Raw genomic sequence first — 26,307 nt, forward strand, 5'->3', positions numbered from 1 at the left:
ATTAAGGAGCCAGTCAAAAGGGTAGGGAGGTAGCAGCAGCGGTATTGTTCGCATTCAAAACGTCCTGATCTGGCGAAACACTACAGCTTACTTCTTGCTCGTTTAACGAATAAACACAAGCGCTCTATTGCCTAATCCTCTGAATTTGGAACAAAAAGTAAGCCGCAAAGTTCGCTTTATATAACCGGAACTTGATTTGTAAGCAAAATATATAACTAAAGGGACAAATTTGTTATGATAACAAAAACCATAGGCACGTTTGCCATTTCGCTAGTGGCCACGGTGGTTGTATCGTGGTTAGTTGCGATGGCCTGTAAACCAACCAACCCACCCGATGCTGTCGGTACGAATTCAACCGGGACAGGTTCGGCCAGAATTTCGGTGGTCAATGCGTATCCAAAACTAACTTTTGAATCGCCGGTAGAGTATACGTTTGCCAATGATGGGACAAATAGGGTATTTGTGGTTGAACAGGCCGGACGTATCCGGGTGTTCGATAACGACGCAAATGTCGCTTCGGCAGGTACGTATCTCGACATTCGCTCCCGTGTGTCGGCAAGTGGCGAAATGGGATTGTTAGGGCTGGCTTTTCACCCGAATTTTAGTCAGAATGGATTCGTGTATGTCAACTATACTAAAGCAAATCCCCGCGAAACCATAATAAGCCGTTTTAAGGCATCGTCGGCAACGGCAAATGAAGTCGATCAAAGCTCCGAAGTTATTCTGATGCGGTTCGATCAACCCTATACGAACCACAACGGAGGCAAGATTTTGTTTGGAGCCGATGGCTTTTTGTACGTAGCAACGGGTGATGGTGGTAGTGGGGGAGATCCGCTCAACAATAGCCAGAACCGGGCAAATCTGTTGGGTAAAGTGCTACGTATCGACGTAAACAGCACCACGAAAGGGCAATACGGCATTCCTGCCGATAATCCTTACGTTGGAAATACAAACGGATTTCGTGAAGAGATTTTTGCCTATGGATTACGGAATCCCTGGCGAATGAGCTTCGACGGTCAGGGCCGTTTATGGGTAGGCGATGTTGGCCAGAATGCGGTGGAAGAAATTGACATCGTTACCAAAGGCGGAAATTACGGCTGGCGAGTCAAAGAAGGTACGAAAGATTACAATGCCAGTGGCAGTACGATCAATGCGTCGGAATTAATTCCGCCCGTTTTTGAGTACGGACGTAGTCAGGGCGACGTATCGATTACGGGCGGTTCAGTTTATCGAGGCCCGACCAACACCAGTTTAACCGGGAAATACATTTATGCCGATTATGCCAGCGGGCGTGTTTGGGCATTGACCATGAACGGTAATAGTGCTGCCGGAAATCAGGAAATTGTGAGTAAGGCGGGGGCTATTTCCGCATTTGGTGAAGACCAGAAAAAAGAGTTGTATATGTGCGATCACGGTTCGGGCAAGATTCTGAAACTAGCCACGAACTAGACGTAGCGCATTGCCGTTTGAGCCGAAGAAACCTGTGAAGTTAAGGCAGGTTTCTTCGGCTTTTTCCGTCTGCTTATGGCAACTACACTTTTTGAATCTCCGCTGGGTTTGGTACGTATCACAGGTGATGAACAGGGCGTTTCGGCGATTTCCTGCATTGATGTGCCAGAATCGGTAGCCGCCGAGCAAACTGTAGATGTACTTCCTGATCCAGTGCAACAGGCTGTTCAGCAACTTCAGGAGTACTTTGCCGGAAACCGTCAGTCGTTCGATTTTTTGTTGAATCCGTCAGGAACAAAGTTTCAGCAAACCGTCTGGAAGGCATTACTCAACGTACCGTTTGGTACTACGTTATCGTATCTGACCTTAACCCGACGTATTGGCGATGAAAAAGCGATACGGGCCGTAGCCGCAGCGAATAGCCGAAATCCGTTATGGATTGTGGTGCCTTGCCATCGGATTATTGGCTCGGATGGTTCGTTAACTGGCTATGCAGGTGGATTGTGGCGCAAAAAATGGCTGCTTGAACATGAAGGTGTGTTTGCCCGACCAACTCAATTATCATTATTCTGAGGAGAGTATTGCTGTTGTAGATGGCTGATTGAATGGTTTATTAATTGTTCCAGAACCCGGATATCAATGTCCTCTAGTTTCTGAATATACAGACATCCTTTTCCAATTTTGTGTTTTCCTAATTGAAGAAGTAATTCATCCTTGTTTTCAAAGTCAACAGCCAGATACAATGTAATGGCATTGGCTCTAGAGGAAAATCCGACTAGTGGCGCATCGCCTTCACGCCCGCTGTCATATCGATAGTGATAACTGCCAAAACCAACGATACTGGGCCCCCACATTTTGGCTTCACGGCCTGTTATGGTAGTCATTAACGTAGCGATTTCGGTACAGTCGTTACGTTTTTTGTGTTCGGTAATTGTTTGCAGGTAATCTGCTACGTTCGAATCGGTTTCTGTTGTTTTGTTCTTAGCCATAGTTAGTTCAAGGTTGTGCTACGTTCCTGAAAATGCTTCCAGCGGAGCTTGGCCGTTCTAGTATACGAAAATTAACGGTTTATGAAGTGTTATTGAAAATTGAACTTTTATACGGCAACCTATTTTACTTAATAAAGCTTTTTTCTCCATCGCGAATAACTACTAATAAATTTACCAGCGCTGAGTAAAAAAAGTGTTTCGCGAAATACTATTCGCGATTAGATCAGCCCAATTTTAGATTAGATTATATGAAACAACGTATTGCCATCGACATGGATGATGTGATGGCCGACACACACGCCAAGTTTATCAAACTGTACCTAGAAGGTGAAATGCCTCGTTATACGCTCGAAGAATTAAAAGAAAAATCGTTTCATGAGCTATTCGATGAGGACGAGTATCGTGCTTTGTCAAAGCAGGTTTATGAGCCGGGCTTTTTTGCTGATATACCCGTAATGGAAGGGGCACAGGACGTAATAGCTGACCTGATGAGTAAATACGAAATATTCATTGCCTCAGCCGCTCAGGAATTCCCCAATTCGCTACGTGAGAAATGGGACTGGCTGCAGATGCATTTTCCGGCTATATCGTGGCGGAATTACATTTTCATGGGCGATAAGAGCGTATTGAATACAGCTTACCTGATTGATGATATGCCTCGTAATTTGCATACTTTTCAGGGAGAGGGATTGCTTTTTGATGCACTACATAACCGTGAAGAAACAGGTTTCAAGCGTATGAAATCGTGGCAGGACGTAGCAAATTTGTTGCTGTAACGTGGATATGCTGTCCGCTTTACATAAAAAAAGGCTCTGATCAATCGGAGCCTTTTTCGTTTTGAGAAATCTATAGTTATGCTTCAACTTCTTGTTCAGTCTCAACTCGTCTATCGTGACCGACTTCGTGCTGCGCTTTTTTGGCTTCTGCCGACGGTCGGAGCCGAACAATGTGAAGCTTATGCAGAATTGTGATCATTGGGTAGGTAGGGTCAAATTCGAACCATTTAGCCCCGAAATTAGCTGCGTTCGGGCGTTTGTGGTGGTTGTTCTGGAACAGTTCACCCATCATCACTACGTCCAGAATCAGCGAATTTTTTGACTTGTCCTGGTTGTCAAAATTAGAATAACCGTATTTATGACCGCTCCAGTTAATGATGGCTCCATGCACAGGCCCCATCACGAAATGTACAGGCAACAGGAAGAAAAATGCCCAGTGCATGTCCAGATAGATAAAAGCGAAGATATAGAACAGGCTATAGACAATACCCCAGCCAGCACGTGAAATCCAGGAATCGCCTACTTTTTCAATAAAACTCCATTCTGGATAATTCCGGTCGAACTGGCGCTCAACGTTGTATCTACGGTGCAAAACGGCGTTATAGATATCTTTTGTCTTCCACATCATCGTAAAAATATTCTTGGTGTGATGTGGTGAGTGAGGATCTTTTTCAGTGTCGCTAAAGGCGTGGTGCATCCGGTGCAACACAGCATACGCACGTGGGCTCAAGTATGAAGAACCCTGCGATAGGTAGGTAAGTGCATAGAAAAACCGCTCCCAGAATTTGCTCATCGAAAACATTTTGTGAGCAGAATAGCGGTGCAGGAAAAACGTTTGGCAGAAAAGGGACAGATACCAATGTCCAATAAATGCGGCCAGAACAAAAATCACGGTATTTCTGATTAAAAGGGTGAAATGACGAGGTACTAAGAATATTACTACAAAACTAACGAATTCTTAACGGAATTAACGTTCTTTCCCAAAATAATACTTTACTTAATTTGTAGTTGTAGCATACTGTAACAAATTGGCGCCCATACGTAAGGCCTGCTGACGTAGTGGCTCAGGGTCATTATAAATGCTCTGATCTTCCCAGCCGTTTCCTAAATCGCACTCGTAGCTATAGAAACAAATTAACCGACCCTGATAAATTAGTCCGAAGCCTTGTGGCGCTTTTCCATCATGTTCGTGAACTTTCGGCAAACCCGTTGCAAACTTGAATTTCTGATGGTAAACGGGATGATTAAAGGGCAGCTCCACAAAATTCAGTTCGGGGAATACCTTTTTCATTTCACGTCGGATAAACTTATCGAGTCCGTAGTTATCATCGATATGCAGAAAACCACCCGACATGAGGTAACGACGCATATTTTTTACCTCGCCGTCGCTAAACGTAATGTTGCCATGGCCTGTCATGTGCACAAACGGATAACCGAAAATATCGGGGCTGCCCGGCTCTACTATATCTTCTTCCGGGAAAATATTCATTCGCAGATTAGCGTTGGCAAACTTAATCAGGTTGGGCACCGAGGTTTTGTTGGCATACCAGTCGCCCCCACCGTTGTATTTGAGTTTGGCAATCTTATATGCGTATTGTGCGTTGGCTACGATTACCGACGATTGAAACAGAATGAAGAATAACAGCAGCTTTTTCATGTATTGATAAAATTCAAAATCTGGCAGGCCGTCAGCGCTGCCGTCTCCGTTCGTAATCGATTTGGGCCGAGTGTTACGGGCTGAAAACCAGCATTGATGGCCTGTTGTATTTCTTTCTCTGAAAAATCACCTTCTGGCCCAATCAGAACAACGTAGCGCCCGTTTGGCGTAGCTTTTTTTGTTACGTTAACTGGTGGCTCATGGTCGGGCAAATGGGCGATAAACCGTTGTTCATCATCAATCGACGTCACTAATTTCTCGAACGGCAATGCTTCATCGAGTTGCGGTAAAAACGATTGTAACGATTGTTTCATAGCCGCAATCGCTATTTTCTCCAGCCGTTCCAGTTTAAGCACCCGCCGTTCGGAATGTTGACCGAAAAAGAAACTGATCCGTTCAATGCCAATTTCGACAGCTTTCTCCACAAACCACTCAATCCGGTCGATGTTTTTTGTTGGAGCCACACAAATACGAATCGAAAATTGGCGTGGCTGAGTTGTTTGCGTATCCAGTATCCGAAAACTGCAACGCCGGGCATCAGCTTTCGTTATAACGGCGGAATACTGATTTCCGTACCCATCCGTTACCGCAATGGCATCGCCCGTGTTCAGACGTAACGTTTTGACCGCGTGGCGCGAATCATCATCGCTTAAATAAAGTACAGGCTCGGGTGCGCTTACAAGGGGTTGATAAAACAAATGCATACGTAACAAATGTACGAAAGCGGGCCTATTTATTATCTGGCTACAACATCAGACTACAGATAATGTAGTGATTCGGTTGGCATTGAGTTAATAGCAGTTGATACTGTGACGCGTTACACCAGTTCGACCGCATTACAGTAGTCTAAAAGTCGGCTATTAGGTTGGTTTTGAAGAGCTTGATAGCAATTGCCAGTAGAATAATTCCGAAAATTTTACGTAGAACGGCCAATCCTCCCGCTCCAAGGCGTGTTTCGAGCCAACCCGACGATTTCAATACCAGATAAATAAGAATCAGGTTTATAATAATCCCGATCACAATATTGATGATCTGATATTCGGCACGTAGCGAAATGATGGTGGTTAACGTACCGGCTCCGGCAATAAGCGGAAAAGCAATCGGCACAATATGCGTAGCGCCACCCGTTTCGACCTCCGATTTAAAAATAGTCCGGCCCAATATCATTTCAAGTCCAATCAGAAAAATGATCAAGGCCCCGGCCACAGCAAAAGAAGCCACATCGACGCCAAATAATTTCAAAATCCGTTCGCCCACAAATAGAAACGAAATCATCAGTGCGCCCGAAGCAAACGTAGCACGCTCGGCTTCAATTTTTCCAGCTTTCCGACGTAAGTCGATGATCACGGGCAGCGATCCCACTACGTCGATAACCGAAAATAAAATGAGCGTAACAGAAATAATTTCTTTAAAGATGAGCATGATTTTAATGATTGCGTAAATGGCTGAGAGGGGTACGATACGTACTACGTTACGTCTGGCGGCTACAGCCAAGTCGTTAAAAATGATTTCAGTTCATTGATTTCATCGTCGGTAATAGCCGGGAAATTGGCGATTCGGAACGTAGTGGTTTTCCAATCACCGTAGCCGTTTCCGAGCATGATACCGGCCTGCTGTGCGGCTGTTTTTATCGCTTTAATATCGGCTTCTGAACCTTCAACTGCAATTACCGTATCTGAGCGTGTGGCTAGGTTGTCGATAAGCAATTTGAATCGCTTCGACGTAGCAGTTTGTTCGCTGGAAAAAAAAGAATACCAGTCCGCTGCCCTTTTTTTAGTAATCTGGTCAATTTCTGAAATGGGCGCAACCTGTTCCAGAACTCGCATGAGTAGGTAAATACCTAATCCGTTTGGCGTATAAGGCGTCTGGAATTTTTCGAAATTTTCGTGGATGAAAAGCAGACTGTTATAATGCGCGTTTTCGCCTATTTTTTTTGCCTGTTCAAGCGCAGCCGGTGAGTAAATCAATACCGCCAATCCTGCTGGCAGCCCAAAACATTTTTGGACAGACGCAAACCAGACATCGGCGAGTTTCCAGTTCAGCCGGATACCTGCCATCGACGAAACAGCATCGACGGCAATCAATCCCGAAAAATCGCGTCGGAACTGGGCGAGTGTTTCTTCGTTAATCTGCGTACCGTTCGAGGTTTCATTCTGAACCAGACACAGTACGTCGGCTTCGCTCAGACTCATGGGCGGTTTGATACGATAGGCGTACTCGGCCCATTTCTTCCCAAAGGCACCACTGAATGGATGCAGACTGGCTTCGGATGTTAGCGATTGCGCTACGATTTCCCAACATTCGGTTGCCGACGAAACAAACGCTACGTGGTAATCGGTCGGAATATCCAGTTTTTCGTGAAGCAGACGTATCGTTTCCTTTACTACGTCCATGAAGCCAGCACTCCGGTGATTCAGACTGACAAGGCCGCTACGTATCGCATCAGCCGCATACTCGGCCACTTGCGGATACACTTTCGATGGGCCGGGATAGAAGGTTATCATAGGTGTTGCTACGTTGTGAAGTTATAAGGTTATAGGGTTATAAAGTTGTCAGGTTATACGGTTTCCCGAAAGCCAACTATATAACCTTACAACTCTAAAACTTCATAACTTTAGTTTAATAAATATCTGATTGCCAGTTCGTAACCCATCAGGCCAAGGCCAACAACTACGCCTTTGCACTTGGCCGATAAATAGCTGTGATGCCGGAACGACTCGCGGGCGTGTACGTTGGAAATATGAACTTCGACGGCTGGCGCTGTAACGGCCGATAATGCATCGGCAATGGCAATGGATGTATGCGTATAAGCGCCCGCGTTGATCACGATACCATCGACGTCGAAACCCAGTTCGTGAATTTTATCGATCAGTTCGCCTTCGTGATTCGACTGAAAATACCGAAGTTGCACATCCGGAAAGAGTTCTTCAACGGTTTTCAAATAATCGACGAATGAACGATTTCCATAAATAGTTGGCTCGCGCTTGCCCAGCAGGTTCAGGTTGGGGCCGTTGATAATAAGAATTTGTTTCATTAGAATGAAAAATGGATAATGAATGATGGATAATGCTGGCTACTCAGGCGGCTATTCATTTAACATTTTACATTGGACATTATCCATTACCTAAGATGTGGCAAAGTTATATAAACGCCTTTAAGAATTACCTTAAACTAGAGCGGTCGCTGGCTGAGAATTCGGTTGAAGCGTATCTGCATGATGCCGAAAAACTGTACGAATACATGCTGCTGACCGATCCCGCGCGAACACCGATGCAGGTGACGGAAAAGGAGTTGATGAATTTCCTGAAATACCTTGGCGAACTGGGTTTAACAGCAACTAGTCAGGCGCGGATGCTGTCGGGACTGAAATCGTTTTTTAAATATTTACTGCTCGAAAACCTGATTCAACGTGACCCTACGCAACAACTCGAAGCACCCAAGCTGGGTCGTAAGCTGCCTGATACGTTGAGCTTTCCCGAAATCGAATCTATCCTATCGGCAATTGATCTCTCTACGCCCGGCGGTACACGTGATCGGGCCATGCTGGAAGTGCTGTATAGTTCAGGGCTACGTGTATCAGAACTGTTAAACTTACGGCTGACCAACTGCTTTTTCAGCGAAGGTTTTATTCGGGTACTCGGCAAAGGCGACAAAGTGCGGCTGGTGCCCATTGGCGAAGATGCCATGCATTATACCCGAATTTACGTAGATCATGTTCGGGGAAATCTGCTGGTTCAGAAAGGCGATGAAGACACCATTTTCCTGAATCTACGCGGAAGCCAGTTATCGCGCATTTCGGTATTTACGACAATAAAAAAACTGGCCAGCGAAGTCGGAATAAATAAAACAATTAGTCCACACACATTTCGTCATTCGTTTGCAACGCACCTGATCGAAGGTGGCGCCGACCTACGTGCCGTGCAGCAGATGTTGGGCCATGAATCGATTACCACCACCGAAATCTACACCCACCTCGACCGCGATTATCTCCAGCAAACGCTACGTGAATACCATCCAAGGAGTAAAAGGTGAGATTAGTTGTACAGTTATGAGTTGTAAGGTTGTAGAGTTATGCTTGCGTCAGCCAACTTTACAACGCTACAACCTTACAACTTTATAACAAAAAAAAGTCCCCGCCATCGAAACGACAGCGGGGAGCTCCCAATCTAACTAACCCAAAACTATATGAAACATTTAACTATCTCTATCTCAAGATTTTTTCATGCTTCTACAGTAGTCTTCTCACCAACAAACTGTTGATTCTGGTGCTTGAAAAGAACATTAAAAGACGTTAGACTACCATAAATTCTGGTAAGGTACTGCTGTATATTTATCTTCTCTTCGTCGTCAAGTGTGCTAGCATTTACGCGTTGTTCAAGAACGCGCAGCCGGTCTCGCACCATCACTATTTTGTGAAAGAATGCATCAATCGGCATCTCTTTATGGGCCAGGTCTGTGCGACCGGGTTTTAATATCAATTTTCCTCCTTTCCACTTATCGCCAAGTGGTACTATTTCCGTCTGGTCGGCCCAACGTTGCAAAATGCGCGTAAGCGATTGCTCTACGTCGAACAGGCTAACCAAGTCGCTGTCGGGTTCCAGCGCTTCAATTACGGTTAGCGACGTATCGAATTTGATTATCTTCACGCCATGCTGAACAAACGTAATCGTATAGCCACCAGCTTTCAGGTTGATTATCACGCCATCGCCAAACTCATCGTGCCGAACGCGTGAACCAATTCCCAACAGGGTATTCATAAAGGTTTATGGGTTTTGTGTTACGCTAGAGTTATAAACAAACCTCGTGCCAGAATTATATCATTCGTAAAATCTCCTGTTTTTTTGTTTATGACTGCTTCATCAATAGTCTCTTTATCTTCACAAAAACATTTATTCCGCCTTCCTGAAGGGCTTCATTATCTAAATTGCGCTACGCGTGCACCGGCTAGTCTAGCCGTTGAAGAGGCTGGTAAAGAGGCCATTGAGAAACAGATGAATCCATTCGGATTACGGCCCGATGATTTTTTTAGTGACGCCATCCAGGTACGAAAACTTTTTTCTGAACTCATTCACAATCCCGATCCCGAACGTATTGCCGTAATACCTTCCGTTTCTTACGGAATGGCTGTAGTAGCACGAAACCTGCCGCAAAAACCGGGCATTCGGCATGGACAGAAAATTGTGCTGGTTGGCGGGGAGTTTCCGAGCGATGTATATGCCTGGGATCGTGTCTGTAGGGAGTTGAATCTATCAGTAGTTACGGTCGATATGCCCGCTCAATTTCCCAAAGGAGGCATCTGGAATGAACAGTTACTGAATGCAATTGACGCTGATACGGCTCTGGTGGTTGTGCCACCGGTTCACTGGATGTACGGAATTCGGTTTGATCTGGAAGCCATCGGTCAGAGAGCCCGTCAACATGGGGCCTGGTTCGTTATTGATGGTACGCAAGCCGTTGGCGCATTACCGTTCGACCTTACACAAATTCAACCAGATGCGCTGATATGTGCTGGTTATAAATGGCTTATGGGGCCATATTCACTCGGTTTAGCGTATTACGGTGCTACGTTCGATAATGGGATTCCGCTGGAGGAAAGCTGGATGAACCGGGTCGATAGTAATCTTTTTCACCGCTTGACGGAGTATCAACCTGAATATCGGTCTAAAGCATATCGATATAACGTAGGTGAGCATACGCACTTTTTGCAGATGCCTATGCTTCAGGCCGCACTAACGCAACTTCTCGACTGGCAACCGATACGTATTCAACACTACGTTCAGCAGCTTATGGCCGATGCCTGGCCCGTTCTGGAACAACTGGGTTGTCGTATCGAACCCGAAAATGGGTCAAGAGGACGTAGTCACCATCTGATCGGGCTTTGGTTGCCAGACAGCGTTGATTCCGTTTCTGTTCAACAAGCTTTACAACAGGCGAACGTATCGGTGTCGGCCAGAGCGAACGTACTACGTATCGCTCCACAGGTGTACAATACGTCTGAAGACGTTCAGGCGCTGGTACGTGTGCTGAGCAGTCTGATATGTTAGGCTCAGACAGGCTCTGGCTGTCGAATTTGCGTTAGCGAGTAAATCAGTAGTCAGAATATATCCGACAGCCAGAGCCTGTCGGAGCCTACAATTCATATATCTCCAACGGCAGGTCGTCGGGGTCGGCGAAGAATGTGAAACGCCGTTTGGTGAGTTCGTCGATACGTATCGGTTCAGTCACTACGTTCTGGCTAGTCAAATGCGCGACTGCCTCATCCAGATTCGACACCGCAAATGCCAGATGCCGTAAACCTAACGCTTCGGGACGGGATGGCCGTTTGGGAGGATTCGGAAACGAAAATAGCTCGATGAGATATTGACCGTTCAGGGCTAAATCGAGTTTGTACGACTGCCGCTCGGCCCGATAATCTTCACTCAGAATAGTAAACCCAAGTGTTTCGGTATAAAATCGCTTCGATACGTCATAATCCGAACAAATTATGGCGATGTGATGAACAGCTTCGAGATGTAACATAAAGGTCAGGGAGTCAGCAATGTATCGGCGGCCAGGGTATCAACATTCGTGCCATCTTTCGGCATTGGCAGCGCCCGTTCCACTTCCCGGCGCTTGTTCCAGGGAGCGGTGGTTCGGCGTCCCATATCAATAGCCAGTAACGCAACGATTGCTGTGAAGACAATAAAAACGACAATAAAAATTCGACGATTTCGATTCATGTAATTTCAATGAACAATGGATCATGTAAAATATATAATGAGAAGTTGCTATCAGACAAACAGCACCAATTGTTCATTATCCATTTACATGACCTATAAATTACTCATTCCCTTGAAGTTGTTTTGGGCCAATCTGAAATAAGAGTGTACCTGTGCGGCCAGAAACTTCGGCCCAGTTTAAATCGCCAAATTCCACAGCAACAACGGCCCCTTTGCTCATAGTGCCAATATCCTTATGAGTCAGAAACTCGGCCAGATACGATACGTCGGGATTATGCCCAACAATCATGGCTGTTTTTACTGAATCGGGAAGGGCATTTATAGAGGCCAGATAGGCTTTTGGGCCACCGTCAAATAATGATGCATTTAGTTGAATTTCAGCAGTATCGAATTCTAGCTGTTCCGCAATAACCTTGGCGGTATCTTTTGCGCGGGGAGCCGTGCTACTCACAATAGAATCGGGATTTACTTCTTTACTACGTAGGTAACGTCCCATTCGGGCGGCAGCAATGATACCATCCGATGTTAGCTGACGGTCGTGGTCGGCCATGAAAATTGCTCTGTCTTCGGCCTTAGCATGACGGACGATGTATAAAATATTTGACATTTTTAAACTACAGGTTTCAAATTTGATATTTATGATTCCAAGTTAAGTGTTTACCCGTTCACAGTGCTACGTCTGACCAAAATCCTGAAACCCGAAACAAAAATACGACAGTAACCGATTCGTTATGGACGATTCGAGCGACAATCCGTACTTTTGCGGCTGTAACCAATCTGAGGTCACCGTTTTTGTATGAGTTATCAATCCATTCAGCAGCTATTAAAAACCGCCCCTGTCGGTTCTGACGTAACAGTGAAGGGCTGGGTCCGCACCAAACGCGAGAGCAAAAATGCCGTTTTCATTGCCATCAATGATGGGTCAACCATAAATAATATTCAGGCGGTTGCCCTACCCGGTCAACTTGCCGAAGAAACGCTGAAGCTCATCACAACGGGTTCCTGTCTGGCTATAACGGGTCAGTTAGTCGAATCGCAGGGCGCAGGTCAGGCGGTTGAACTGAAAATTGACAACGTAACGATTTATGGCTCAGCCGATCCTGAAAAATATCCGCTTCAGCCCAAACGCCACTCTCTCGAATTTTTGCGTGAGATAGCGCATCTGCGCCCACGTACCAATACGTTCAGTGCAGTGCTACGTATCCGTCACGCTCTTGCCTTCGCCATTCATAAATATTTCAACGATAACGGATTCTTTTACCTCAATACGCCCATCATTACGGCTTCCGATGCTGAGGGTGCTGGTGAAATGTTCCGCGTAACAACGCTTGATGCTATAAAACCTCCGCTTACCGAAGAAGGTAAAGTTGATTATAGTCAGGATTTCTTTGGTCGCGAAACCAACCTGACCGTATCAGGGCAGTTGGAAGGCGAATTAGGGGCAATGGCATTGGGCAAAATTTATACGTTTGGCCCTACGTTCCGCGCCGAAAACTCGAACACGACTCGCCACCTTGCTGAGTTCTGGATGATTGAGCCGGAAATGGCTTTTCATGAGCTGGAGGATAACATGAATCTGGCCGAAGATTTCGTGAAAACCGTAATTCGGTATGCGCTTCAGCATTGTGCCGACGATCTGGCTTTTCTGGATAATCGACTCAAGGAAGAAGAGAAAACCAAAAAGAAAGAAGAGCAAAGTGAACTCGGTCTGCTGGAGAAACTTCAGTTTGTCATTAACAACGAGTTTGTTCGGTTAACCTATACCGAAGCAATTGATATTCTGGTGAATTCGAAGCCAGCGAAGAAAGGACAATTCCAGTATGAGGTGAGTTGGGGTGTTGATTTGCAGTCGGAACACGAGCGGTTCCTCGTCGAAAAGCATTTCAAGAAACCGGTTATCCTGACCAACTACCCGCGTGAAATTAAAGCGTTCTACATGAAGCAGGACCCAGACGGCAAAACCGTTCGGGCTATGGACGTACTGTTTCCGGGCATCGGGGAAATTATCGGTGGTTCGCAGCGTGAAGATGACCTTGAAAAACTAACCGCCCGAATGCACGAAGTAGGCATCGAACCCGAAGCACTCTGGTGGTATCTGGATACGCGCCGGTTTGGTTCGGCCCCACACGCTGGTTTCGGTCTTGGCTTCGAACGTCTGGTTCTTTTTGTAACGGGTATGGGCAACATTCGCGATGTCATTCCATTCCCAAGAGCCCCCAAATCAGCCGAATTTTAAACTAATGAGCGAAAGAGTGAACGAGTAAATGAGCGAACTTCCAGCGCCAGCACTCTTTCGCTCTTTCGCTCTTTCGCTCTTTCGCTCTTTAAATATGCTCCTCGCTCTCCCCATTTTTCTGGCCATGGCCTCCGGTTTCGTCATTGTTGGCGTATATGCCGAGCGCAAGGTTTCGGCATTTATGCAGGATCGACTCGGACCGATGGAAACCGGGAAATGGGGTTTACTTCAGCTTTTTGCGGATTTACTGAAACTTCTTCAGAAAGAGGACATCGTTCCTACTGCTGCTGATCGGCGGTTGTTTTTATTGGCTCCAACCATCATTTTTGCTTCGGTCTTTGCGGGTTTCGCCGTTTTGCCGCTTACGCCTGATTTACAGGGCTCGGGAGCGGCTGTTGGCGTATTTTATCTGATGGCGATTGTATCATTCGACGTAGTGGGTATTCTAATGGCAGGGTGGGGCTCTAACAACAAATACTCGTTGTTTGGAGCCATGCGATCAGTTGCACAGATTATCTCTTACGAAATTCCGCTTGGGCTGATGATTCTGTGTGTGGTAATGATTTGTCAGACGCTTAACTTACAGGAAATTAGCTTTCAGCAGGGTATTTACGGGAATGATACCAACTATCTGTTTGGTATAAAAGCATTAGGTGTCGACGTATCGAGCTGGGGAGGAATTTTTAGTTGGAACGTACTACGTAATCCATTTTTGCTGATTGCGTATATCATCTTTTTTATTTGCACACTAGCAGAAAGCAACCGCGCACCGTTCGATTTGCCCGAAGGAGAATCGGAAATCGTAGGCGGTTTTCATACCGAATATTCAGGGATGCGATTTGCGTTGCTCTACCTATCTGAGTACGCTATGATGTTGCTGGTGTCGTTTTTGGGGGTTGTATTATTCTTAGGTAGCTGGAATACGCCCCTGCCTAATATTGGTCCCGTTCGACTGGCCGATTGGACCAGTGGAGAGCCCGGTACTGTCTGGGGTAACGTAACGGGAGGTTTCTGGCTACTGACGAAAGTATTTGTAGCCGTGTTGGTGCAAATGTGGGTACGCTGGACATTCCCCCGTGTTCGTGTCGATCAGATGATGTATCTGTGCTGGAAAGTGTTGACCCCCGCCGGTTTGATTTTGCTGCTCATTTCTGGCGTCTGGCGATTACTCATGGTTTAATACGTATTAACCACTGTTTGAGTATGACTTCCCGTTGGCAACGTTTCCGGCACCGCCTTCATGAAATCGTCTTTGAAGCCGACACATTGGCTGGTCGCGCGTTCGATATTTCGTTACTTTTTCTAATTGTACTGAGCGTAGTAGCGGTTATACTTGAAAGTGTTCCGTCTGTTGAACGTTCGTATGGTCTATTTTTCGAACGTATTGAATGGGTTTTCACTATTCTATTTACAGTCGAATATATACTACGTATCATCAGCATCCGTCAGCCGCTACGTTACATCTTCAGTTTTTTCGGTCTGGTCGATTTGCTGGCTATTTTGCCGAGTTATTTAGGGCTGTTTTTGTTTGGAGCACATGAATTGGCCGCCGTGCGAATTCTACGTCTGCTACGTATCTTCCGAATTCTAAAATTAGGCGAATACACATCGGCGGCAGCATTACTCGCGTACTCGTTGCGTGAAAGTCGGGCAAAAATCACGGTTTTCTTCGTGGCCATTTTCACGTTGGTAATTACGTTGGGAGCAATGATGTATGTAGTGGAGGGCCGCTCAAATGGTTTTGAAAGTATCCCGTTAAGTATTTATTGGGCAGTTATTACCATCACAACCGTTGGTTATGGCGATATTGTGCCCAGCACACCAATGGGTAAATTTATCGCTACAATCATTATGCTGCTTGGCTACGTGATTATTGCTGTACCAACTGGTATTGTGGCGGTTAGCTTAACGGCTGCGAGTAAAAAACAGGACATATCTACACAAGCTTGCCCAAACTGTAGCCGACAGGGACACGACCCTGATGCGACCTATTGTAAATATTGTGGCTCAGCTCTTTAGGGGGATATTACGCTACCTTACTAAGGATTGTATATTGTATTTATGTTAGTATACCGCTACACTTCGTAACTTTGCGGCCTTTTAGTGGCCGTTATGTCTCTTTTCAACCCTCGTCCTGTCAACGATTTAGTTTGGCAAAACGCCTGGAAATCGCCGGTATTCCGCAAGAAATCAATTATTGGTATTATAGCATTACTGATATTACTGGCCGTATTTCCTACATTTTTTCAGATAATTGAGCGGCACTCCGGTCCCGTTTTACACGACTGGTTATTGGCCCGAATTCCACCTGTAGACGTATCGCTTATCATCTTTTTAGTGATCTGGGCGGCTGCCTTATTATTGCTTATTCGAGTACGACGAAGCCCGGCAATTTTCATGATGTTTGTCTACAGTTACGTGATCGTAAGTCTGTCGCGTATGCTCAGTATCAATCTATTACCGCTCGATCCGCCTGTTGGTTTGATTCCAATGGTTGACCCAATTACCAATGCGTTTTATGGGAAAGTGTATATCACAAAAGATTTATTTTACTCAGGACATACATCGACCATCTTCCTGATTTTTTTATGTTTACGTCGTTGGTGGGACCGATTTTTCGTCTTCATCGGAACACTACTTGTTGGAGCTTTACTATTGGTACAGCACGTACATTACACCATCGATGTAATGGGCGCCTTTGTCTTTACCTATCCGCTTTATCGGCTCGGGAAATGGCTGGCACTCAGCGGCTGGAGCAACGTCGATAAACCCATGAATTAGAACGCTTCGCCGAGTTGAAAGTAAAGGCCGTGCGTAGTGCTTTGCCCAAATCCCCAACCATAATCGATACGTAGATTCAAGCGTTCCTGACGGTTCAATGCAACTCGAATACCTCCGCCGGCAGAATATTTAATATGTTGAAAATTAATCTCTTGTAATTGATCGCCCACATTTCCAATTCCAGCAAATCCTACAGCACCGAATCGCCAGAATAAAGGAATTCGGTATTCTAACTGGGCTACCACCTGATTTTTACTCCGATAACGCCCGTCGTAAAAGCCACGCATACTGTTTGAGCCGCCAAAACTCGCCAGACTACGTAACGGTACGTCACCCGTGTTCACAAACGCATAGGCCTGAATAGCTAGTACGTGCTGGCGATATAGCTGGATAAATCGTCGGAAATCAACTACATAGTTCGTGTATCGAAAATCAGACCCGAAAGCTGGAGCGAAGTGGTTAAAAAATACCTGCAAAAATCCTCCCTTGTCGGGGGCAAAAGCATTGTTACGCGAATCATAGGTTAAGCTTAAACCGGCTCCCGAAATGTGATAAGGCGTTCGGCCCGATACCTGTTGTTGATCAAATAAACCACCCGATTGATAATCAACACGTAGCAAACGCTGGTATTCGTAAATTAATCCTCCAAAAATGTGCTCCCTGAGTTTTCGCTGAGCATGGAGATATAAGTAATATTGCTTGAACGAATACGGCTCTTCATGTTCGTCGGGGGCTTCTTTCCCCAGTCCCCAGAATTTGTCAGGAAACGAGCTGTAAGACAATTGATGGTTGAGAATAATACGTTCGCCGGGGAAATACGTAGTACCATTAATAGCGGCTATAAATTGCTTTTGCAATGAGTATAAAACCAGTGCCTGCGTATTAGATGTTCGTGTCAGTGTGTCATGTCTATTGAACCGAAATGTAAACGAGCCAGCAACCCCAAACGACCAGTCTGTTTCGATGGAGCGAGCTACCAATGGTAAAATTAATGTATTCCGTGTTCGCGGAATTTGACCGCCTACTGGTTGACGCAATACAGGTAAACTGTCTTGTTGCGCCCTTAAATAACCAGAATTGCCGATTAAAAGAGTGATTAACAGCAAAATCGACCGTTTGTCAAGTAACACAGTCACAATTACTTAGATGCTTTCTAATTAAAGTCCTATTAATTAAATTGCAGCAAAGTAATCCTAAAATTGTAAATTTTGTAGATTTGGGCTTTCAATGAAACCGTCTCATCCGTGTGAATTACCCAGAAGCACGATGACCGGTAGACACCAAATACGGAACCTCCGAATTGTAAACCACCGATATGAGCAAATTAACCTTGCCGCCCTTTAAACTGGGCGAAACCATTACTCCGGAACAACGCCAGTTTTTCAATAAACATGGGGTTATCGTTTTCCGTAATTTCATTGAGCCGGAAACAGTGAAATTATTCATCAGCGAAACTGAACGGATTGAAAAAGAATGGATTGCCGAAGGTCGTGACAAAGTGAATGGCGTACCCCTGAAATTTGGACAGGACGAAGCAGGCAATCCGATGATTCAGCGGATGTGTTTTCTGTCGCAGCACAGTACGGCACTTCATGAATTTTTGCAGGACCCACGTTTACAGGCGGTTGTCGATCTGCTTCAACCGTATGAAGGACGGATTGCTGAAATCGAAAAAGACGGACTTATTCTCAACCACTACGTTCGCACGCCAAACAGTAAGTTCTCGCAAATGGGCTGGCATACGGATAGCCCCCGCGATATTTTCTTAGGTCAGCGAATCATGCCGATGCTTAACGTGGGTATTCACCTAAATCCTACGCCCTATGAAAATGGTGGTCTGCGAGTGATTCCAGGTACGCACAAACAGGGTATTCTGAAGATGTTGTTCCGCAAAAAATACTTTGTCGACAACGATCCAGATAAGCACGAGATTGGTTTTGATATTAACGCTGGTGATTTATCGGTACATGATGGACGTCTTTGGCACCGTGCTCAACAATCGCCCTATATTGGTGAAGCCAGCCGTCGTCGGGTAATGTACGTGCCCGTTGTAACAGGCAAATACATGCCGAAAGATGAGAACAGCAAAACACCGTTCTACCATCGGTTTATCTCAAAAGTTAATATTTAATACGTTATAAAGTTGTAGGGTTGTAAGGTTATAGAGTTGGCAAAAGCACATCCTATAACTTTACAACCCTACAACTTTATAACCCTACAACTTTTTTATGGCGTACGCCCTCATTACAGGAGCCAGTAAAGGAATTGGTCTGGCAATAGCCAGAGAATTGGCTCGGCGTAAATTTGATTTGCTGCTTGTGGCCCGCTCCGAATCGCTGCTCCGTGAAACAGCCAGCCAGCTCGCCAGCGAATTTCAGATTAAGACCGATTTTTTGGCTATAGATCTGGCCAAGCAAGGTGCTGGACAGGAGGTATTTGATTGGTGTAATCAGAAAAAATACACAATTCAGATGCTGATCAATAATGCCGGTTATGGTCTGAGTGGCCCGTTCGAAAAGCATACGATTTCTGAGCACCTCGATATGATGCAGGTGAATATGACTACGCTGGTTCAGCTAACACACCTGTTTCTACCGCAACTTCGTCAGCAATCGAAAGCTTACATTCTCAATATCGGTAGTTCGGCGGCTTATCAGGCGGTACCGGGGTTGAGCTTATATTCAGCGTCGAAAGCATTTGTGCTTCAATTTAGTCGGGGACTTCGTCAGGAGTTAAAGAAATCGTCGGTTTCTGTTACGTGTGTATGTCCTGGTTCGACTGATACAAACTTTGCCGACCGGGCGCAGATTGGTGAGAAAGGACGTAAGGCCGCCGAAAAAGTAAATATGACACCTGAAGACGTCGCCAAGCAATCGGTCGATGCTACGTTGGCCGGAAAAGCTGAAGTAGTTACCGGTATTCTGAATAAAGCCGGGAAATTTATGGCCTGGCTGCTGCCAAAAGGTCTGGTTGAACAAACCGCCGGTAGTATTTATGACTAAGCTCAATTCGCTAGTTTTATTACGGAAGGGCCGCCATAATCCAGAGAGATTATGGCGGCCTTTTTTGCACTTCGCCAATAAATGGCACTTTATTTGTGACAACACGGTTGTACACGTATAACTTTACACAGACGTTGGATGCCGGACTTACTTTTTTGTTATTATTCCCAGCCTACTGACGTCCACCCAACACATGCAATTTTCTGATTTAAATTTAATTGACCCGATTCTGAAAGCTCTGGCTGAAGAAGGTTACTCGAATCCGACGCCCATTCAGCAACAAGCAATACCTATTCTGTTAAACCGTCGCGATTTATTAGGTTGTGCACAAACAGGCACGGGCAAAACAGCCGCATTTGCTATTCCAATTCTACAACTTCTGAACGAGGAACGTAGCAAGAATCCCAAAGCGCCCCGACGTATTAAAACGCTGGTGTTGACTCCAACCCGCGAACTTGCTATTCAGATTGCCGAAAGTTTTACCGCTTACGGACGTCACCTGAACCTGCGTCATGCCGTTATTTTTGGTGGTGTTTCGCAACATAGTCAGGTAAATACGATTAAAGCTGGTATCGACGTATTGATTGCTACCCCCGGTCGATTGCTTGACCTCATGAATCAGGGTTTTATCTCGTTACGTGATGTGCAGTTTTTTGTGCTTGACGAAGCCGACCGTATGCTCGATATGGGCTTTATTCATGATGTGCGCAAAGTGATTGCCAAATTGCCCGAACGCCGACAATCGTTGTTTTTCTCGGCCACCATGCCGCCCGACGTGGCAAAACTGGCCGATTCTATTCTGCAGAATCCAGCAAAAGTTGAGGTTACGCCGGTTTCATCGACTGCCGATACCATTCAGCAAGCCATGTATTTTGTAAATCGCGATGATAAACGTAAACTGCTGGTGCATATTTTGAACGACACCACTATTCGTTCTGCACTGGTGTTTGCCCGCACAAAACACGGAGCTGATAAAGTAGCCAAAGATTTGCTGAAAGCCGGTATTCAGGCCGAAGCTATTCACGGAAATAAGTCGCAGAACGCCCGTCAGCGTGCACTTTCGAATTTCAAATCGCGGGAGACACGTGTACTGGTTGCCACTGATATTGCAGCAAGGGGTATCGATGTCGATGAATTGTCGCACGTGATCAATTACGAGTTGCCCAACATTCCCGAAACCTACGTTCACCGAATTGGTCGAACTGGACGAGCAGGTAATGATGGTATTGCTTTGTCTTTCTGCGATTTAGAAGAAACGGCTTACCTGAAAGATATTCATAAGCTAATTGGTAAACAGGTGCCGGTTATAACCGAACATCCCTACGTATTAAATATTAATATGGACGTGGTAATGCCAATACCTTCTCGTCAGGGACGTAACGCCAATAACCAACGGTCGAATAACCAGCAATCGAAAAACGCTCGCCCACAAAATAAAGGACGTAACGAACGCCCGAATCGCCCGAATGACCGTCGTGGAAATGCACCTTCTGCACAACGGAGCGAAAACCGTCAGCAACAGCAGCCACGTAGCGAGCAGGGAAATCGAACTGAACAACGACCGCAACGTAGTGCGACTAACCAGTCGCGGCAAGGTTCTCGCGAACAAAGCCCTTCTCGTGGCACCGGAAATAGTCGATATCTGGATTTTAGTAACGACAAAAATTATTAGTCTTAAGCCTCGGCAAAAACGCCGGGGCTTTTTCATTTCATCCCAGATAAGCTCTACGGTCAATTTCAAAGTCAAAAAACGGGTAGTTGGCGTAATTTTAGTTCTTTGGATAAGAGATTCTCTTACTACCTTTTCCTGAATGAAACGCTTACTGCTTCTCATCGTAGGTTCTGCTACGTTGGCCATAGGCTGGTCGCATTTTCGGCAAAATCCAACAGATACTCAGCCCAACGATGGCACTAACTGGAGTGAGTATCTGGGCGGTCCCGACCGAAATCACTATTCTACTTTGACCCAGATTAACCCGCAAAATGTCAATAAATTGCAGGTTGCCTGGACGTATGCAACACCTGATAGTGGTCAGATTCAAGCAAACCCGATTATTGTTGACGGGATTCTATACGGCGTTACGCCCACGGTAAAAGTGTTTGCGCTTGATGCGGCCACTGGTAAAGAAATCTGGCGCACTGGCGACTCGCTGAAAGCCTGGTACAGCACATGCCGAGGAGTTACGTACTGGGAATCGGGCGATGACAAACGTATCCTGTACACCGTTGGACCAATGTTATGCGCCCTTGATGCCAAAACAGGCAAACCCATACCAAGCTTTGGCGATAACGGTCGGGCCGATCTGCATCAGGGATTGGGCGAATCGGCTAAAGACAAGTTCGTAATTTCAAACACGCCTGGCACACTATTCGAAGACTTGCTGATTATGCCATCGCGGGTTTCGGAAGACGTTGGTGGTGCGCCGGGGCATATTCGGGCGTTTAACGTGCGCACTGGAAAACTGGCCTGGGTATTCAAAACCATTCCGCATCCAGGAGAAATTGGCTACGACACCTGGCCGAAAAACGCCTACAAAAATCCCGACATTGGCGCGGCTAACAACTGGTCGGGTATGGCTGTCGACCGGAAACGGGGCATTCTCTACGTACCAACGGGTTCACCTTCTTATGATTTTTATGGTGGTAACCGTACCGGACAAAACCTGTTTGCCAATTGTCTGCTGGCACTCGATGCACGAACGGGGAAACGGCTCTGGCATTTTCAGGCTATTCACCATGATATCTGGGATCGGGATTTTCCGGCTCCCCCAAATCTGATTACGGTCACGCAAAATGGGAAGAAAATTGACGCCGTAGCGCAGGTTTCTAAGCAAGGGCATGTTTTTGTTTTCGACCGTGTAACCGGAAAACCGCTCTTCCCAATTAAGGAAGTTCCTGTACCAAAATCAGATATACCGGGCGAGGTTACGTGGCCTACACAACCTATTCCGCAAAAGCCAGCTCCGTTTGCTCGTCAGGTGATGACCGAAGCGGATATAAATCCGTATACTACCGATAAAGATTCGCTACTGGCCATATTCCGAAAAGTAGGTAAACGTCCGTTTGAGCCAATCAGCAAGCGTGGATCAATCATGTTTCCGGGAACCGATGGAGGGGCCGAATGGGGTGGGGCAGCCGCTGACCCTGATGGCATTCTGTATGTGAATGCGAACGATATTCCATGGCTATTTACAATGATTGATACGCCCAAAGCTGATGCTCTGGCTCACCTCAGTCCCGGTCAGCGGGTATACACAAAGAACTGTATTGCCTGCCACGGTGCCGAACGCAAAGGAAATGCACGTAGTGGTTACCCGTCTCTAGTCGATATTGGTCAACGTCGCGACCGAGCCTATGTAACGCAGATTATCACCAGCGGTAAAGGCATGATGCCCGGTTTCACTACGTTATCGGCCGATGACAAACAGGCGTTGGTTTCTTTCCTGTTTAACGACGAAAAACAGGAAGTTGCCAGTAGCTCAGGCACTACACCGAAGGTAAAGGAACCATACTTACCTTACAAGATTAAGGGCTACGTCAAGTTTCAGGATAGCAAAGGCTATCCTGCCATCAAACCGCCCTGGGGCACGCTTAGCGCCATCAACCTCAATACGGGAGAATATGCGTGGAAAATTCCACTGGGTGAAGACCAGTATCTGAAAGCGAAAGGCATCGACAATTCAGGAACGGAGAATTACGGCGGTCCAGTCGTTACGGCCGGTGGAGTCTTGTTCATTGCGGCTACCAAAGACGAAAAAATGCGAGCATTTGATAAAAAAACAGGGAAAATCCTCTGGGAAGCCAATCTGCCTGCCGCCGGATTTGCTACGCCCGCTACGTATCAGGTTGGGGGTAAACAATACGTAGTGATTGCCTGCGGAGGAGCTAAACTTGGCGCGAAACGCGGAAACCAATACGTAGCATTTGCGCTACCATAATCTATTTCACCCACTACGTAGTAAGCTCAGGTAAATTTCGAGTAGCTACGTCTTTGCAGAATATGAAAACAATTAGTCGCCTTTTTCTTGGCTTCCTGGTTATCGGTTTGCTGGCAATGACAGCCGCCAAACCCACACGTATCGTTTTTTTTGGTGATTCCATCACGCAGGCTGGTGTGAAACCCGGTGGCTATGTCGATCGACTCAAAACCATGCTCCCCGCCGATCAATACGAACTGATTGGCGCCGGAATCGGTGGAAATAAAATCTACGACCTGTTTCTGCGAATGGACGACGACGTTCTGGCGCAGAAACCCGATGTAGTGGTTATCTGGGTAGGCGTAAACGATGTGTGGCATAAAGCCTCGTCGGGTACAGGTACTGATCCTGACAAGTTTGTGAAATTTTACGAAGCGGTTGTTAAAAAACTACAGGCGGCCAATATCAAAGTGGTACTCTGTACGCCAGCGGCCATCGGCGAAAAAACAGATATGACCAACCAGCAGGACGGCGATCTGAACCAGTATAGCCAGTTTATTCGGGACATTGCCAAGCGTCAGAACTTACCTTTGGTCGACCTGCGCCGGGCATTTCTGGATTATAACCTAAAAAGTAATTCAGAAAATAAAGATCGGGGAATCCTCACCACCGATCGCGTTCACCTGAACGATGCAGGAAATCAGTACGTGGCCGAGCAGATGCAGAAAGTACTAGCAACGGTTAAATAATTGAGTTTAGAAGACTAACTAATCCATGCTGGCTGTTCTAACGGTCAGCATTTTTTTATAACTCATAGTGTTCGTTTTTTGACAAATAATGCATACTGATAATCAGTGCATTAGTAAACTGTTTGCTGGATTTTTTAACTTTTTTTAGATTTTTTTAAAATCAACTAAGGTGCTTTTGGCTAAAAGTTGTCTTATATGTATAGGATTGACTTTTATAGGAATCAAGCCAAAGCTATGCAAAATCGTCTCCGGCCCGATTTCCCTTCTTCGCAACTACCGGAGAATTCTCCGCTCATAGTCGCCATGCCAGACAGTTCACCACCGGATGAATTGGGGGCCGGTAATGATACCGAATTATTCATACGGCGCACATTTGACGAAAGCCCCCAAAAAGGGTGTGAGTTATTGTTTCGGCGTTATCATCAGGCTTTATGTAGCCATGCCGTACGTTACGTCTATTCGAAAGAAACAGCCGAAGATCTGGTGAGTGATGTTTTCTGCAAATTCTGGAAAACCCGCGCTTATGCGTCCATAACATCGTCGTATCGGTATTATCTCTTTCGGAGCGTTCGGAATGAGGCTTACAATTACCTGCGGCTGGAGTTTCAGAAACTGGACGATATCGAATCTGCTGAAGTTCGGGAGGCTTCGCCCAGCCAGCGTCCAGATCAGTTATTACAGTTCGAAGAGGTTGCTCATAAGCTGGAAGATTTGGTCGAATCCCTGCCTCCACAGTGCCGTAAAGTGTTTCTGATGAGCCGGTTCGAAGGGAAGAAATATCAGGACATTGCACAGGAATTGGGCCTTTCGATCAAAACCGTCGAAGTCCATATTGTAAAGGCACTTAGCATCGTTCGCAAAGGGCTTAAAGATCACTGGCTCATTACCCTACTGGCCATTTACCACTCGCTTTCTCTATAACACACTCATTTTGACCTCGCCAACTGGGGCAATGATCAGCCTTTTCTTTTACCATTCATCCTATGATAAACAGCGCAAAATGTTATGGAATCAGAAGTTAATAAGAGTCTGATATTCAGTTATTTCAGTCGGTCAGTCTCCCCTTTACAACGAGAACTGATTGCGAAGTGGCTACAGGATCAGCGAAACGAAGAAAAATATTATGAGTGGCTGGAAGAATGGGAAACTGTTCATCCGCAATATCGGGCACAAACCGACGTAGCGCAGCAACAGTACCAGCTTTTTCTGGAGCAGCACCCACACAGTGCCGAACCTTCAGTTTATTCGCAAACGTCACCGACTCGGATAATCGGGTTTCGGCGGCAGTGGCTCGTGGCGGCTTCACTCGTTCTTCTGTTGGGATTAAGCGCAGTGCTGTTTCGGAAACAGATTTTATACAAAACTTACGAAACTGCTTTTGGCGAAACCCGTTCGATACGTTTACCCGATGGAAGTCAGGTAGTGCTCAATTCGAACTCGAGCCTACAGATTCCGCGTTGGAGCTTTGGCAGCAAAACCCGGCAGGTGTTACTCACTGGCGAAGCTAATTTCTCCGTAACCCACATGCCCAATCATAGCCGGTTTGTGGTGAAAACAACCAAGAATTTCGAAGTGGTTGTACTCGGAACGGAATTTAGCGTTTTTTCACGAAAACGAGGAGCCCGCGTTACGTTGAACAAAGGTAAAGTCCAGTTCAATTACAATGCCGGATCGACGGTTAAACAGGTGCTTATGAAGCCGGGCGAACGTGTTACGCTCGATCCGCAGAACCACATCGCCCTTCAGAATGTGCGCGCCGTACAACACTACCCGGCCTGGACCGATAAACGGTTTGTGTTCGATGAAACGCCCTTACAGGAAGTAGCCTACCTGCTTGAAGAAAACTACGGTCTTCAGGTCAGTATTAACGATTCGGCATTGGCTTCCCGAATGCTAATGGGCTCGTTTCGGGCCGATAACGTAGATCAGCTCCTCCAATCAATCTCCGAACTGCTCGATATCAGCGTAGTTCGGCAGGGAAACCGAGTTCAACTGACCAGTCGCTAACTCAATCTTTACTCCTATACCTTTT

The 26,307-nt window shown here is 46.0% G+C and carries 28 protein-coding genes; 16 read left to right on the forward strand and 12 right to left on the reverse strand.

Translation table 11 applies throughout. The features are described 5' to 3' along the window. The first annotated feature begins 234 nt into the window (after positions 1-234). Together ACYVD4_RS05615 and ACYVD4_RS05620 are read left to right on the forward strand one after the other, a co-directional pair. Entirely contained in the window at positions 235-1,449 is a 1,215-nt protein-coding gene (locus ACYVD4_RS05615; RefSeq protein WP_460943285.1) for a PQQ-dependent sugar dehydrogenase, read from the forward strand. Positions 1,450-1,524: 75 nt separating this feature from the next. Beyond that, positions 1,525-2,022, forward strand: a complete 498-nt coding sequence (locus ACYVD4_RS05620) for a methylated-DNA--[protein]-cysteine S-methyltransferase (RefSeq protein ID WP_460943287.1) — start codon at positions 1,525-1,527, stop codon at positions 2,020-2,022. On the opposite strand, the gene ACYVD4_RS05625 is transcribed toward ACYVD4_RS05620, so the two are convergent. Next, positions 2,004-2,438: a DUF1801 domain-containing protein gene (locus ACYVD4_RS05625; RefSeq protein ID WP_460943289.1), complete on the reverse strand. Its 435-nt coding sequence runs from the start codon at positions 2,436-2,438 to the stop codon at positions 2,004-2,006. The genes ACYVD4_RS05620 and ACYVD4_RS05625 overlap by 19 nt on opposite strands. A 248-nt stretch (positions 2,439-2,686) precedes the next feature. On the opposite strand from ACYVD4_RS05625, the gene ACYVD4_RS05630 reads away from it, so the two are divergent. Beyond that, entirely contained in the window at positions 2,687-3,214 is a 528-nt protein-coding gene (locus tag ACYVD4_RS05630; RefSeq protein ID WP_460943291.1) for a 5' nucleotidase, NT5C type, read from the forward strand. 76 nt (positions 3,215-3,290) lie between these two features. Here the strand turns inward: ACYVD4_RS05630 and ACYVD4_RS05635 are convergent, their stop codons facing one another. From ACYVD4_RS05635 to aroQ, 6 genes are all read right to left on the reverse strand, one after another. Beyond that, the gene (locus ACYVD4_RS05635; protein ID WP_460944744.1) at positions 3,291-4,103 is read right to left on the reverse strand and encodes an acyl-CoA desaturase; all 813 of its coding nucleotides are present in this window, start codon (positions 4,101-4,103) and stop codon (positions 3,291-3,293) included. Positions 4,104-4,211: 108 nt separating this feature from the next. Then, positions 4,212-4,871, reverse strand: a complete 660-nt coding sequence (locus ACYVD4_RS05640; protein ID WP_460943293.1) for a DUF4159 domain-containing protein — start codon at positions 4,869-4,871, stop codon at positions 4,212-4,214. Further along, complete coding sequence (locus ACYVD4_RS05645) at positions 4,868-5,575, reverse strand: 16S rRNA (uracil(1498)-N(3))-methyltransferase (protein ID WP_460943295.1); 708 nt, start codon at positions 5,573-5,575, stop codon at positions 4,868-4,870. Before ACYVD4_RS05645 ends, ACYVD4_RS05640 begins: the two co-directional genes overlap by 4 nt. 142 nt (positions 5,576-5,717) lie before the next feature. Further along, a complete protein-coding gene (locus ACYVD4_RS05650; protein WP_460944746.1) occupies positions 5,718-6,293 on the reverse strand; it encodes a MarC family protein in 576 nt (191 codons plus the stop codon). A 62-nt stretch (positions 6,294-6,355) separates the two neighbouring features. Then, positions 6,356-7,375: an aminotransferase class V-fold PLP-dependent enzyme gene (locus ACYVD4_RS05655; protein ID WP_460943297.1), complete on the reverse strand. Its 1,020-nt coding sequence runs from the start codon at positions 7,373-7,375 to the stop codon at positions 6,356-6,358. A gap of 110 nt (positions 7,376-7,485) precedes the next feature. Next, on the reverse strand, positions 7,486-7,905 hold the full coding sequence (aroQ, locus tag ACYVD4_RS05660; protein ID WP_460943299.1) for a type II 3-dehydroquinate dehydratase: 420 nt from the start codon (positions 7,903-7,905) through the stop codon (positions 7,486-7,488). Positions 7,906-8,000: 95 nt separating this feature from the next. On the opposite strand from aroQ, the gene xerD reads away from it, so the two are divergent. Beyond that, positions 8,001-8,903 (forward strand): site-specific tyrosine recombinase XerD, encoded by a 903-nt coding sequence (xerD, locus tag ACYVD4_RS05665; protein ID WP_460944748.1) that lies wholly within the window; start codon positions 8,001-8,003, stop codon positions 8,901-8,903. Between the two features lie 188 nt (positions 8,904-9,091). On the opposite strand, the gene ACYVD4_RS05670 is transcribed toward xerD, so the two are convergent. Continuing rightward, entirely contained in the window at positions 9,092-9,628 is a 537-nt protein-coding gene (locus ACYVD4_RS05670) for a hypothetical protein (protein WP_460943301.1), read from the reverse strand. Positions 9,629-9,718: 90 nt separating this feature from the next. Between ACYVD4_RS05670 and ACYVD4_RS05675 the strand changes: the two genes are divergently transcribed. Further along, the gene (locus ACYVD4_RS05675) at positions 9,719-10,915 is read left to right on the forward strand and encodes an aminotransferase class V-fold PLP-dependent enzyme (RefSeq protein ID WP_460943302.1); all 1,197 of its coding nucleotides are present in this window, start codon (positions 9,719-9,721) and stop codon (positions 10,913-10,915) included. Between the two features lie 85 nt (positions 10,916-11,000). On the opposite strand, the gene gloA2 is transcribed toward ACYVD4_RS05675, so the two are convergent. The 3 genes from gloA2 to ACYVD4_RS05690 form a co-directional block, all read right to left on the reverse strand. Continuing rightward, on the reverse strand, positions 11,001-11,390 hold the full coding sequence (gene gloA2, locus ACYVD4_RS05680) for an SMU1112c/YaeR family gloxylase I-like metalloprotein (protein WP_460943304.1): 390 nt from the start codon (positions 11,388-11,390) through the stop codon (positions 11,001-11,003). A 5-nt stretch (positions 11,391-11,395) separates the two neighbouring features. Continuing rightward, the gene (locus tag ACYVD4_RS05685) at positions 11,396-11,590 is read right to left on the reverse strand and encodes a hypothetical protein (RefSeq protein WP_460943306.1); all 195 of its coding nucleotides are present in this window, start codon (positions 11,588-11,590) and stop codon (positions 11,396-11,398) included. A gap of 100 nt (positions 11,591-11,690) precedes the next feature. Further along, positions 11,691-12,197, reverse strand: a complete 507-nt coding sequence (locus ACYVD4_RS05690; RefSeq protein ID WP_460943308.1) for a SixA phosphatase family protein — start codon at positions 12,195-12,197, stop codon at positions 11,691-11,693. Between the two features lie 189 nt (positions 12,198-12,386). On the opposite strand from ACYVD4_RS05690, the gene asnS reads away from it, so the two are divergent. The 4 genes from asnS to ACYVD4_RS05710 all read left to right on the forward strand — a co-directional run bounded on the left by asnS (position 12,387) and on the right by ACYVD4_RS05710 (position 16,607). Continuing rightward, positions 12,387-13,826: an asparagine--tRNA ligase gene (gene asnS / locus ACYVD4_RS05695; protein WP_460943310.1), complete on the forward strand. Its 1,440-nt coding sequence runs from the start codon at positions 12,387-12,389 to the stop codon at positions 13,824-13,826. A 94-nt stretch (positions 13,827-13,920) separates the two neighbouring features. Further along, positions 13,921-15,006, forward strand: a complete 1,086-nt coding sequence (locus ACYVD4_RS05700) for a complex I subunit 1/NuoH family protein (protein ID WP_460944751.1) — start codon at positions 13,921-13,923, stop codon at positions 15,004-15,006. A gap of 23 nt (positions 15,007-15,029) precedes the next feature. Further along, positions 15,030-15,845: an ion transporter gene (locus ACYVD4_RS05705; RefSeq protein WP_460943312.1), complete on the forward strand. Its 816-nt coding sequence runs from the start codon at positions 15,030-15,032 to the stop codon at positions 15,843-15,845. 93 nt (positions 15,846-15,938) lie between these two features. After that, positions 15,939-16,607 (forward strand): phosphatase PAP2-related protein, encoded by a 669-nt coding sequence (locus tag ACYVD4_RS05710; protein ID WP_460943314.1) that lies wholly within the window; start codon positions 15,939-15,941, stop codon positions 16,605-16,607. Here the strand turns inward: ACYVD4_RS05710 and ACYVD4_RS05715 are convergent. Beyond that, the gene (locus tag ACYVD4_RS05715; protein ID WP_460943316.1) at positions 16,604-17,743 is read right to left on the reverse strand and encodes a BamA/TamA family outer membrane protein; all 1,140 of its coding nucleotides are present in this window, start codon (positions 17,741-17,743) and stop codon (positions 16,604-16,606) included. The genes ACYVD4_RS05710 and ACYVD4_RS05715 overlap by 4 nt on opposite strands. Positions 17,744-17,922: 179 nt before the next feature. Between ACYVD4_RS05715 and ACYVD4_RS05720 the strand changes: the two genes are divergently transcribed. The 7 genes from ACYVD4_RS05720 (at position 17,923) to ACYVD4_RS05750 (ending at position 26,282) form a co-directional block, all read left to right on the forward strand. Continuing rightward, positions 17,923-18,738: a phytanoyl-CoA dioxygenase family protein gene (locus ACYVD4_RS05720; RefSeq protein WP_460943318.1), complete on the forward strand. Its 816-nt coding sequence runs from the start codon at positions 17,923-17,925 to the stop codon at positions 18,736-18,738. A 97-nt stretch (positions 18,739-18,835) separates the two neighbouring features. Then, positions 18,836-19,609, forward strand: a complete 774-nt coding sequence (locus ACYVD4_RS05725; protein WP_460943320.1) for an SDR family NAD(P)-dependent oxidoreductase — start codon at positions 18,836-18,838, stop codon at positions 19,607-19,609. Positions 19,610-19,802: 193 nt separating this feature from the next. Then, positions 19,803-21,281, forward strand: a complete 1,479-nt coding sequence (locus ACYVD4_RS05730) for a DEAD/DEAH box helicase (protein ID WP_460943322.1) — start codon at positions 19,803-19,805, stop codon at positions 21,279-21,281. Positions 21,282-21,420: 139 nt separating this feature from the next. Next, the gene (locus tag ACYVD4_RS05735) at positions 21,421-23,547 is read left to right on the forward strand and encodes an outer membrane protein assembly factor BamB family protein (RefSeq protein WP_460943324.1); all 2,127 of its coding nucleotides are present in this window, start codon (positions 21,421-21,423) and stop codon (positions 23,545-23,547) included. 62 nt (positions 23,548-23,609) lie between these two features. Continuing rightward, entirely contained in the window at positions 23,610-24,275 is a 666-nt protein-coding gene (locus tag ACYVD4_RS05740; protein ID WP_460943326.1) for an SGNH/GDSL hydrolase family protein, read from the forward strand. Positions 24,276-24,578: 303 nt separating this feature from the next. Continuing rightward, on the forward strand, positions 24,579-25,196 hold the full coding sequence (locus tag ACYVD4_RS05745) for an RNA polymerase sigma-70 factor (RefSeq protein ID WP_460944753.1): 618 nt from the start codon (positions 24,579-24,581) through the stop codon (positions 25,194-25,196). An 84-nt stretch (positions 25,197-25,280) separates the two neighbouring features. Beyond that, a complete protein-coding gene (locus ACYVD4_RS05750; protein WP_460943328.1) occupies positions 25,281-26,282 on the forward strand; it encodes a FecR family protein in 1,002 nt (333 codons plus the stop codon). The last annotated feature ends 25 nt before the right edge of the window (positions 26,283-26,307 follow it).

The sequence above is a fragment of the Spirosoma daeguense genome (assembly GCF_054776875.1).